The sequence below is a fragment of the Brumimicrobium glaciale genome (assembly GCF_004152935.1).
In the GTDB taxonomy this organism is placed as follows: domain Bacteria; phylum Bacteroidota; class Bacteroidia; order Flavobacteriales_D; family Crocinitomicaceae; genus Brumimicrobium; species Brumimicrobium glaciale.
The window spans coordinates 79,317-91,103 of sequence record NZ_SETE01000001.1 but is presented as its reverse complement, the minus strand read 5'-3'; the positions used below and the strand labels follow the sequence as shown (position 1 = coordinate 91,103).

Below are 11,787 nucleotides of genomic sequence, written 5' to 3'. Positions count from 1 at the left end.
GATTTAGTTTTTTCCGGTGCTTCCAAATCCGCCTTCGCCGCGGTCGGTTTCTGTTAATTCTTCAGTTATTATCCATTCTGCTTGTTTCACTTTCGAGAACACAAGTTGTGCGATTCTGTCTCCGTCTTCAATAACAAAAGGTTCGTTTGAAAGGTTTACCAAAACAACACCCACTTCTCCACGGTAATCCGCATCGATAGTACCTGGACTATTCAACACAGTAATTCCGTGTTTAATTGCCAAACCACTTCTTGGGCGAACTTGTCCCTCATATTTCTCAGGAATTTCTAAAAATAATCCTGTTTTTATAAGTGTACGCTCCAAAGATTGAAGTGTAAAAGGCTCCTCTATATTTGCACGTAAATCCACGCCAGCAGATGCTTTCGTTTCATATTTTGGCAAATCGTGTTTCGAACGATTAATGATTTTTACTTTCATTTTCCCTTTTCAGTTATTTTTTAAAGACTTGCTGTAATCAAATGAAATTGCACCCATTTTTTTACAGTGTTCAAAAATAACTTTTTTTCCTGAAATACCTTTAAAAATCGCTGTTTTATTGATTTAAGGAGCTATTTTAATGTTAATTATCATTGGTTAAATGTTAACGTGTTTTGCGGTGGGTTGATTTGGTAAAAGCGTTATCGATTACGATATAACAAATGCTTCCGTGTGAATTACATCGTTACCAATTTTCAATTGAACACTATATTTTCCGCTTTCCCAGCCGCTAACTTTCAAACTGAAATTGAAATTATAATTTCCTAAGTGAGAAATTGGCATTTCACCATCATAATCTCTAATGACTTCACCATTTTCTTTTAAAACTTGCATTCTCATGTTCCCAGTTTTTGTAACGGTATAAGCCAAAAGTCCTTCAACTTTTGTTGTTTCTTGAATTATATTTCGGTTTTCATCAATAGAATATGTTGGATCTGAATTGTACCAAACATTCTCCTTTCCGGTCAACGAACAAATAAATTCTCTCAATTTCGTTACTTCGTTATTTCCATCTTCATAGATGCCTGAAACATCATCATCTTCAACAACACACCAAAGGGCGGTCTGTTTAAGGTCATCATTAAATCCTTTATTATCTAAATATTTAGCAATTTTAATAAGGTTTTGATTTGTCTCCTTAGCAATTGTAAATTGACTTTCATTTGTTGGAGAACTGTTGTGTGGTTGAACACAAAAACCATTCACTTTATGTTGAGTTGAACTGGAATTTAATGCAATCATTTCGTCATCAACAGTAATTAAATCTTGATCACCTTCAAATTCACTCTTAAATCGTGTACCAGATGGAATTAGAATGCTTTTTAGGTTTTTAATATTCTCAATTTCAACAACAATAGACTTTCCGGTATGGGCACCATTAGAAGTGGCTGTTAAATGAATTTGATTGTTTTTAATAGCATCAAAAACATTCACATTTTGCATGCTATTTTTGCTGAAAGAAAACAGAAATAATACGGAGGAAAATAAAATTAATGTCTTCATGATGTGGCTTTTTTTTATTTATAACGTTATATTTTCGAATAGGTTACAGGGTTAATGGTTAATTATCAATGGTTAATTGTTAACGTGGTTTGCGCTAAAAAAAATATGAATTCAAACCGATATAAAAATTAGTTTACTGAATGAGAGCAAGTTTAATAGAAAGCGTTTGAGGTAAATTTCAATTATCAATTATCAATCGTGAATTATCCATTCAACCACGCGTTAACCATTAAAAATTAACCATTAACAATTATTTCCCTTTTTTCCAAAAAAACAACTTGTTATAATACTTCTGAAAAACTTCAATATACTTCACGAAATACGTGAAAACCATAATAAATCCTATTGCTCCAACAATGGCGAACCACGGTGAAAGATTTTTATCTAAATAACTACTTAATCCAAATCCGAACAAGCCGCTATACAAAATAATTACGTGTACAATGTATATGGACAGCGTGTTTTGACCGATTTTTATGAATAACTCATAATTCCAATTGATGAGTTTGGCAGTGATTATTATTACAGAAATAAACAACAATAAATGACCTAAAGCATACAAAGAAAATGTTGGGAAAATTGTGAATTCATTTCCAGAAAGTAAAGTATAAATGATAATTGTTAAACCTGAAACACCAAAAGCTATTGGAATAATCCAACTTTTTAAAAAGCCCAGTTTTCTGCGGTAAACAACTCTTAGATAACGTTTGTGTTTTCCAATGAAAATAATGATCGCCAAAACCCAAATTACTTGTCCAAATCTTGCGAATAAATACCCTAATCCGTAGAAAGGTTTTATTCCCGAAATGCTAAGAAACGCTGGTTGAATAATTTTTAGAATATTGTCTGTAAATAAGTTTAGAATTAATCCTGAGATAAATAATATCAATGGAAATTTATTCGTGTAAACTTTAGCTGGATTCTTACTCACATAAGCGCCAATCATTGCACCGAAAATCACAAATCCAACCCATGGGAATAATGGGAAAATTGACTTAAATGCACTGTCACCTGGAGAAGTAATAAAGATATTTTCAATGAGCGGATGAAAAGATGAAAAATCTAAGGCATAAATAGTGGGACGCATTATAAAAGCAAGGGTTCCAAAAAATCCAAACCACCAAGTTAACGGAACGACTTTAATTAATCGATTTAATCCGTAAAGTAAAATAACCGTAATTAATGACGCTCCGATGCACTGTAAAACGTGGAAAATATACATATATCCACTAAAAGTATAGGAACCATTTTCTATTAAACCTTTAAAAATAAAGTACAGATTGAGTTGCAAAGCATAACCCCAAAGGATTAATCTAAAACCTCTACTCAATCCTTTTTTAACACGTTTATTTTTGAGGAAAGGCTCTTTGTTACGCACCAAAAGATAGGTAAAAACCAAGCCAGAAACGGTAAAGAATAATGGAGCGGTTAGTCCACGTGTAAAACGCCAGATATCGTAAAGAAATAGGTCATTTCCTCGGTGGTTTTCAGTCAAAGCCATCACAATAAAATGCCCCTCCAGCATCATCAATATGGCAATAGATCTTGCGATATCAATAAATACTAACCGATTTGTAAGATTGCTCTTTGCTAATAACATTTAAGGCAAATTTCTTTGTGTATTTGTTTTTATAAAATGCGAAGATAAACTGAATTAACTGGATTTTGCAACTGCTTTCGGTTTTTCCATCCAAAACACCAGTCCTACATATAAAAGAATGAAAAGATTATGGATTACGAATTGTAAAATACCAGCTTCTAAATCAATCCAAGTGAATATAAAATAGATTGAAATTGCAACGATACTGTACAAACTAAATTTTCTCAAGTTGTAAGGAATCGGGTAATGCTTTTGTCCTAGCCAATAGGAAACGACCATTTGTGCGCCGTAAACTATAAAAGTTGCCCAAGCACAAGCCATGTATCCATAAATTGGAATAAAAATAAAGTTTAAAGTCAATGTTAAAGCCGCGCCGCCCATGGCAATATAAGCTCCAAATTTTGTTTGACCACTCAATTTATACCAAATACTTTGATTGATGTAAATTCCTGAAAAAACGTTCGCCAACAAAAGGATAGGAACAATTCTCAACCCTTCCCAATACGCTGGATTTGGAATAAAATATTTGAAAATATCTAGATTCAATGAAACTCCTAAAAAACTTAAGAATACAGCTCCTACGAAGTAATTCATGACTTTCACGTAGGTTTTGTTTCTGTCTTTACTTTTAGATTGCGCAAAGAAAAACGGCTCAGCAGCATAACGGTAAGCTTGTAAAAATATCGTGACCAACATGGCTAATTTATAACTCGCACTGTAAATTCCTACCTGAGATTCCGCAAAAGTTAAAGCAGCTTCTGTTGTAAATTCTCCAATTGAATTTTGATAAGTAAGGTGCTTCAATAAAATTCTGTCTACAGTTTCATTGATTATAAAAGCGAATCCTGCCAAAGCCAAGGGAAAGCTATATTTGAACATAGAACGCAATAATTGTGTATCCCAAATCCATTTCAACGATATAAAATCTTTATAAAGAATAGCTGGTTTCACCAAAGAAGCAATCAAGTTGGCAATTAGAATAAAGCGAATTCCAACAGCTGCATTTTCCGCTTCTGGTTGAAAAACAAACAACATCAAAATCAAGTTCAATCCAATGTTTATACCGATTCCAGTAAGCTGAACAACTACGAATTTTTTAGCTCTGTCTTCTGCTCGTAATTTAGCGAGAGGAAGCGCTGAAGTGGCATCAATCACTACAATTACACTCAGTAAAATTATGTATTCGGGATTATCGGGGAACAGCAATGCGTCTGCGATTACACCATTAAAAATTAAAATCAGCAAGAGAAAAATTGCATTGATGATAACAATGCTCAACATAGAATTCCGGAAGATTTTGTCTTTATTCTCTGGATTATCAGATAGAAACTTAAAAAATGCAGTTTCCATTCCAAAAGTCAATAAAACCATCAAAAAAGCAATCCAGGCATAGAGTTCAGAAATTACTCCATAATCTGAAGTCTTTATAAAAACACTGACATATAAAGGAACAAGCAGGTAATTCAACAAACGTCCCACGATGCTTGATAAGCCGTAAACCGCTGTTTGTCCTGCTAATTTCTTTAATGGATTGCTCATTTATTCTTAATCAGAGCGCTAAGTTAAATGGATTCTTTGAAAATGAGATTATGTGGAGGTTGATTTGTGTTTTTTGTGAGTTATGAAATATGACTTTTGCTTTATTAAGAAAGCAGTTTTGTTAAGATATTGCTGTTTTGGTTGAGCAATAAGGAAAAGGCATTAATTTTAATCAAATTTAAGTTTTAATTATAGAACAAAAAATGCCAACGTAAAACGCTGGCATTTTGAAGATTTATTTTTAATGAAGTGTAACGCCGTTATTGGCTTTATAAACAAAAACTATTTAAACGATGGTTTTCTCTTTTCAACAAATGCAGTAGTTCCTTCAACAAACTCTTCCGTTCCAAAGCAATTTCCAAATTCTGCAATCTCAACTGCAAAACCATCAACACCATCTGTATAATTTGCATTCACAGCTTTCATTGCCGATTTAATCGCATTTCCAGAGTTGTTACAAATTTTACTTGCAATTTTCTCGGCCAAAGCCATCAATTCATCTTGCGCTACAACATGATTCACTAATCCAGATTCGTATGCATCGTCCGCAGAAATCATTCCCGCGGTTGTAATCATTTCCATTGCTTTTCCACGACCAACCAATTGTGACAAACGCTGCGTTCCACCATATCCTGGAATTACACCCAAAGAAACTTCTGGCAAGCCTAATTTTGCATTATGAGATGCGATGCGAATATGAGAAGCCATTGCTAATTCTAATCCACCACCTAGCGCGAAACCGTTTATAGCTGCAATAACTGGCTTAGAAAGATTCTCAATAAAATCAAATAATTTCTTTTGACCTTGTGCAGCTAATGCTTTACCATCAGAAGTTCCAAAATCAGCAAATTCTTTAATGTCAGCACCTGCAACGAAAGCTTTTTCACCACTTCCAGTCAAGATAATTGCACGCGTTCCTTCATCTTCATTTGCTGCTTTAAAAGCTTCGTGCAATTCCTGAATTGTGGCTTTGTTCAATGCATTCATTTGCTTCGGGCGATTCACCGTAATGTAGTGAACACGCTCTTTTTGTTCTGTCGTTATATTTTCGTAACTCATTTCTTTTGTTTTGTGCTAAAATAAGAAATCGTAATCAAATTACGAATAATCAATTACGAATTACGAATTGATAGGATGCGCGATAGGGATGATGGAACGCGGAACTTTACATAATTCTTCTTTTCCTCTTTTTGCTTCTTACCTCTGCGAATCTCTGCCCCTCTGCGAAACTTTGCGTCATTTTTCTTTTTCTATCTTCATTCAATTAAACTAACTTTACATCTCCAAACATCCAATAATGAAAAACAACATGCTCATCCGTCCAATCCAACCTCAAGACAATCCACTTATCGCGAAAATCATTCGCACGGCCTTGGAAGAATACAACGAAGCAAAACCAGGAACAGTTTACACCGACCCAACAACAGATGAACTCTACGAAACCTTTTCTAGAGCTCCAAAAAGCGGATATTTTATCGCTGAATTAGAAGGGAAATCAATCGGAGGATGTGGGATTTATCCAACTAAGAATCTACCTGAAGGCTATGCCGAATTAGTGAAGATTTATCTCAAAAGTGAATACCGTGGAAAAGGGATTGGCAAACAACTCATGGACAAAAGTATCGCTTATGCAAAGGAGCAAGGCTATACACATTTATATCTTGAGTCATTTCCTAGTCTAAAAGAAGCGATAGTTTTATACGAAAAAATAGGATTTGAAAGAGTAGAAAAACCCTTGGGAGATTCTGGACATTTTGCTTGTGATGTTTGGATGGTGCTTAAAATTTAGGAGTTTGGATTGATCAATCGCTATCAGGGTGGCGATATTGGCTTTAAATTGTTAATAATGCTATTATAGTAGCGGTGTTTGAAGTGTTTTTTGGCGACAAAGACTGACTTTCAAAAGTTTCTTCTTCGGCTGAAAGCCTTATATTTGGATAGCTATTTAGCAGAATATAAATCATTTTGTAAATCAAAATGTTATTGCAATTAATCAATGCTTAAAATGAGTGATTTTACTTTTAATAGGGAAGAGTATTTAAAGCGTATAAATTTCGATGGGGAAGTTTCTGTCGACTTCGAAAGTTTGAAGTGTTTTTTGGCGACAAAGACTGACTTTCAAAAGTTTCTTCTTCGGCGGAAAGCCTTATATTTGGATAGCTATTTAGCAGAATATAAATCATTTTGTAAATCAAATTGTTATTGCAATTAATCAAAGCTTAAAATGAGTGATTTTACTTTTAATAGGGAAGAGTATTTAAAGCGTATAAATTTCGATGGGGAAGTTTCTGTCGACTTCGAAAGTTTGAAGTCAATTCACCGTGCTCAACATTTATCAATTCCTTTTGAAAACTTTGATATTTGTTTGGGAAGAAACATTCGTATTGATCCAAAATCGATATTTCAAAAACTGGTCAAGCATAAGCGAGGAGGATATTGTTTTGAATTAAACGGACTGCTTTTAATGGCACTCAAAGCGTTCGGATTTGATGCGCGTCCACTATTGGGAAGGGTCCATCTTTCTAGAGAGGTAACCGGTAGAACACATCAAACGACTTTGGTAACTATTGATGGCAAAAGTTGGATAGTAGATTTAGGATTCGGAGCTGAAGCGCCACTTATTCCCATACCACTTATATACAATGAACCCATTTCATTCCAAAAGCAAACCTACAGATTAATAAAAGATGAAGTATTTGCTTACATCCTTCAGAACAATCCAAATGGACACTGGAAAAACCTATATAGTTTTGACTTAAACCCTGTTTTTGATATCGACATTAAATTAGGTAATCACTATACCTCAACCCATCCAGATTCATTTTTCACCAATGCAAGAATTGCCGCTCTTCCAATAGAAAATGGTATGATTAGTTTGTATCACAACAAGTTGAAAAAGGTAATTAATGGAAAGGAAGAACTTATCACACTGAAAGATGATTCCTCATGTTTGGATGTTATTAGGAAAGAATTTGGGATTGAGCTTGATGCGGAGTATGGGGATTTGAAGGGGTTAAGGTGAATGGGCCTCTTCAACAAAAACAAATAGTTCCACTTTAAGTGAATCTTGATTTCATTTCACTCCTTTCATCCTTCCCTCTCCTTAAATCCTCTTCCTAGAAATCTCTCCCTCCAAACTTTTACCCTTCACAATAATCACAATACAAACTCTTCACATCATGCTCAAAATCTACCGCTCCATCATACAAATCACTCACAATTTGCGTCAACGCCTTCTCGAATAAATCCATCAATTCTTCAGTTGTTTCAGTCAATTGATTATCCAAATAAAACGGACCATCATTCAAGTTCACCATGGAGATAATTCCAACTTTATCTGGATATTCACCGAATTTCTCATGGAATAACATATTGTAGACCAACATTTGGAAAACATATTTACTGCTTTTTAGTTTTTTGATGAATTCAAATACGACATCTTCTTCGGCTTTGGCTTTTGAGGAAGCTTTTGTCAATCTCACATCGTTTTCGGTACATTTCCCCGATTTATAATCAATAATTCGTTTTTTACCTTCAAAATCATCGACCCTATCAATAAATCCGATAAAATTGACTTCTTTTTCTTTTCCGTGAATGTTGAGTTTTAAAGTTTTGGTCAATTCCATCTCTAAACTCACAATAAACATATGTCCTTTGTGGTCTTTTAAACTCTTCTTCTCTTTCTGTAAAAAGCGTTCCGTTAAATGTTGGGCAATTTCTAAACTTAGGTAATTCTTTCCTTCTAAGTTTTGATCTGCTTCCAGATTAAAAAACTCATAAAAGTGCTGTTTCATTACCGCACCTTGCTTCTTAATCATGTTATCTATATCAACAACCGATAATGATTTGTGGTGTTCTCTTTTGTTTCCTTCCTTGTCCAATTGAGCGAAATCACCATACAATGCCTCTAATGTATTGTGAATGAAATTCCCAAAAGTGCTCGCTTCGATCTCTTCTTCAACTTTATCTTCCTCCCCAAAACCAAGTAGGTATTTGTAATAGAAATCTAATGGACAACTCAAAGCTGTTTTCATTGCAGACGCTGAAGTACGTCGACCGAAATATTCATCTAAACGCTTGAGAACAGCATCTGTTTTCGGCACAGTTAATCCTTCGCTTTCTTCCTCTTCGTTGGAAATTGTATAATCAGAAGTATTGAACTCAATCAACGGATTTACACGTGAAAGTTCTAACTGCAATTGCATGATGTAACGTGAAGGTTCATCCACACCTCCCATGTCTCTATCCGCCGATGAGAAAGTAATCCAGCAGTTTTCTACTTGGTGTAACAAACGATAAAAGTGATGTGCAAAAAGACCTTGTTTCTCCCTAGGCGTTGGTAAATTGTGGTATTTCCTTAAATCCATTGGAATAATTGTCTGAACTGGATTCGTTGGCGGCATACTTCCGTCATTTAATCCTACGACAATCATGTTTTTGAAATCAATCAATCGGGTTTCCAACAACCCCATCACCTGTAGTCCATCAAGTGGATTTCCGTAATAAGCAATGCTTTCATTGATCCAATGTTGATTAAACAAAGATTTGAAAGTCCCCAAACGTAAATCTGGCTTAAATTCTGCCAAAACCGACTCTAATTTGACCAAAGAACGGTCAAAATGATACAAAATTGATCTTTCTATCGCATTTTCGTCATTATCGAGTCCTTGATATATCGTTTGATTTAATGTTCTAATTTGTTCAAGTGAATATTCCTTATCTGAACTTTTCCAAGGCGTGAAAAACAGTGCAATCAATTTGGAAATACGTTCACCTAATTCTAATTGTTTTGGATAAATAAATGTCCAGTTATTGCTCAAAATCTTTTGTTCTACCTTCGTAATGGCTTGCATTTCTGCTTTATTACAAAATCCTGTGATGAATGGATGTTTGATAAATCGAACGAAATCTTTGTGGTAAATCTGTTTTGAATTAAACTGCTGAAAATGTTCCTGAACAGTAAACAACATGTCCACCCAAGATTTAATCGCAGTGTTTTTCAATGGCAATCCTAAAGTGATGTTGGTTTGTTCTACGTTTTTTGGAATGTTTTTCATTACTGGAACAACTAACTTTTCATCTGCTAATAAAAGTAATGTGTCCGATAATTCGTCGTGTGGAATTTGATCATTTAAAATCGTCGCGCTCACTTTTGCTTGTCCAGTCGGTTGCGCACAATTGATAATATTGAAAACCTTCTTTTCTGTTCCAATTTTATCCACAACGAAATCCAATTCTTTGACCTTTAATTCGCTGAATAAATCACGGATAAATCGTCCGGCTTCATGGTTTTTATCGTTGAGATAATATTCATCTGCATCAACAAAAACATCTGCTCTTCCCATGTTTTTCAATTGTTTCATAATTGAAATCTCAGCAGGAGAAAGCGCATTAAATCCAGCAAAAATGAATCGGGTTTCTTTGTCTTCTTCAAAAGCTAGGTCAATGTTTGTGGCTAAATTTCTGTACGCCATTCCCATGTAGCACTCGCCATCTTTTTTCAGTCTTTCGTTGAAATGTTTGTGATAATCTGCCAATAAATCCCAGAAACGCATAAAACGCAATTGACCTTCTGTCAGCTGTTCTTCGCTATCAAAACTCCAGTTTTCTATGTCTTTTATGTCCGCTAAATTCCTAAATAAATCTTTACTGTCGATGAGATAGCGATCCATTTCATCGAAATCGCTCAATAAAGTTTTTCCCCATTTAAAAAACTCATCCAAAGTTTGAGGTTCTTCTTTATCGACTTTCAAATGCACATCATACAACTTAAAAAGCGCTCTAGTTGGTTCAATAATCGGCAAAGGTGATAATTCCTGCACCCATCGGTTCATCGTAATGATCTTCGGAGAAAAAATCGGCTTTCCATAAGCTTTAAACAAAGACCGTTGCAAATATTTTTTCGCTCGTTGAGAAGGAAGAACGATTGTTAGGTGTTCTAATGGAATTTGTTCTTCGAAAATATATTGTGCAATGCGATCGATGAAATATGTCATGGTTTTTTGGTGTTGTTGTATGTTTTGTAGAGGCGGTTGTAGGAGCGGGTTGGGGGCGGTTGCAAACCGCCCTTACAACCGCCCCTACTAAAACGTCCCAATCTTAATTATCTTCTTCTCAATCATTTTTTGTACAATCTGAACTGAATTCGTAGCTGCTCCTTTTCTCAAATTATCGGCAACAACCCACATGTTCAGTGTATTTTCTTGACTTTCATCTCTTCGTAATCGACCAATGAAAACTTCATTTCTACCTTTTGCAAAAAGAGGCATTGGATATGTATTTGTTTCCGGATTGTCTTGTAAATGAATCGCTGGATTATTGTGGTAAGCTTTACGAATAAAAGCCAAATCAAAATCTCTTTCGAAACTCACGTTGATAGCTTCTGAGTGTCCACCTTGAACTGGAACTCTTACTGCAGTTGCTGTAACGCCAATATTTGGGTCTAATATTTTATGGGTTTCGTTCACCAATTTCATTTCTTCTTTGGTGTAACCATTTTCTAGGAAATCATCGCAATGCGGCAATACGTTTTGATCAATAGCATAAGGATAAACCATTTCTCCTTTTATTCCTAGGCGCTCATTTTCCATTTGTTTAACGGCTTTCGCACCCGTTCCAGAAATGGATTGATAAGTCGAAACTACAACTCTTTTTATGGTATATAATTTATGCAATGGCGCTAAGGCAATCAACATTTGAACTGTTGAACAGTTTGGATTAGCAATAATGAAATCATTTTCCGTTAAATCATCTCCATTGATCTCTGGAATAATTAACTTCTTGTCGTCATCCATTCTAAAAGCAGAAGAATTATCGATTACGCGACAGCCATTTGCTGCAAATTTTGGTGCCCATTCTAAGGAAATATCTCCACCTGCAGAAAATAATGCAACATCAGGCTTCATGTTTAAGGCTTCTTCCAGATCAACAACTGTATGTTCCTGACCTCCAAAAAGGATTTTCGTTCCAGCCGAATTTTTAGATGCTACTGGAATTAATTCTGTAATCGGAAGACTCATTTCTGCCAATACTTTTAGCATTTCTTGTCCCACCATTCCTGTTACCCCAACAATTGCAAGCTTCATATTTTCTGTTTTTACAAAAGTAATTATTTTTCAATTGGAAGATTGGAATTTACATTTGGTGAT

General features: G+C 34.9%; 9 protein-coding genes. 2 read left to right on the top strand and 7 right to left on the bottom strand.

Features of this window, described 5'->3' with window-relative positions:
• Positions 1–3 precede the first annotated feature (3 nt).
• From dut to ERX46_RS00310, 5 genes are all read right to left on the bottom strand, one after another.
• A complete protein-coding gene (gene dut / locus ERX46_RS00330; RefSeq protein WP_130091838.1) occupies positions 4–438 on the bottom strand; it encodes a dUTP diphosphatase in 435 nt (144 codons plus the stop codon).
• 207 nt (positions 439–645) lie between these two features.
• Positions 646–1,500 (bottom strand): hypothetical protein, encoded by an 855-nt coding sequence (locus ERX46_RS00325; protein WP_130091837.1) that lies wholly within the window; start codon positions 1,498–1,500, stop codon positions 646–648.
• Between the two features lie 250 nt (positions 1,501–1,750).
• Positions 1,751–3,100, bottom strand: coding sequence for a heparan-alpha-glucosaminide N-acetyltransferase domain-containing protein (locus ERX46_RS00320; protein ID WP_130091836.1), 1,350 nt, complete (start codon positions 3,098–3,100; stop codon positions 1,751–1,753).
• A gap of 54 nt (positions 3,101–3,154) precedes the next feature.
• Positions 3,155–4,639 carry an oligosaccharide flippase family protein gene (locus ERX46_RS00315; RefSeq protein ID WP_130091835.1) on the bottom strand — a complete coding sequence of 495 codons (1,485 nt, stop codon included), beginning with the start codon at positions 4,637–4,639 and terminating at the stop codon, positions 3,155–3,157.
• A gap of 282 nt (positions 4,640–4,921) precedes the next feature.
• Positions 4,922–5,698, bottom strand: coding sequence for an enoyl-CoA hydratase/isomerase family protein (locus ERX46_RS00310; protein WP_130091834.1), 777 nt, complete (start codon positions 5,696–5,698; stop codon positions 4,922–4,924).
• A gap of 238 nt (positions 5,699–5,936) precedes the next feature.
• Between ERX46_RS00310 and ERX46_RS00305 the strand changes: the two genes are divergently transcribed.
• Positions 5,937–6,428, top strand: a complete 492-nt coding sequence (locus ERX46_RS00305) for a GNAT family N-acetyltransferase (protein WP_242494512.1) — start codon at positions 5,937–5,939, stop codon at positions 6,426–6,428.
• A 435-nt stretch (positions 6,429–6,863) separates the two neighbouring features.
• Positions 6,864–7,661 carry an arylamine N-acetyltransferase family protein gene (locus ERX46_RS00300; RefSeq protein WP_130091833.1) on the top strand — a complete coding sequence of 266 codons (798 nt, stop codon included), beginning with the start codon at positions 6,864–6,866 and terminating at the stop codon, positions 7,659–7,661.
• 118 nt (positions 7,662–7,779) lie between these two features.
• On the opposite strand, the gene ERX46_RS00295 is transcribed toward ERX46_RS00300, so the two are convergent.
• Together ERX46_RS00295 and ERX46_RS00290 are read right to left on the bottom strand one after the other, a co-directional pair.
• Positions 7,780–10,635, bottom strand: a complete 2,856-nt coding sequence (locus ERX46_RS00295) for a PD-(D/E)XK nuclease family protein (RefSeq protein ID WP_130091832.1) — start codon at positions 10,633–10,635, stop codon at positions 7,780–7,782.
• A gap of 87 nt (positions 10,636–10,722) precedes the next feature.
• A complete protein-coding gene (locus ERX46_RS00290; RefSeq protein WP_130091831.1) occupies positions 10,723–11,724 on the bottom strand; it encodes an aspartate-semialdehyde dehydrogenase in 1,002 nt (333 codons plus the stop codon).
• Between the last annotated feature and the right edge of the window lie 63 nt (positions 11,725–11,787).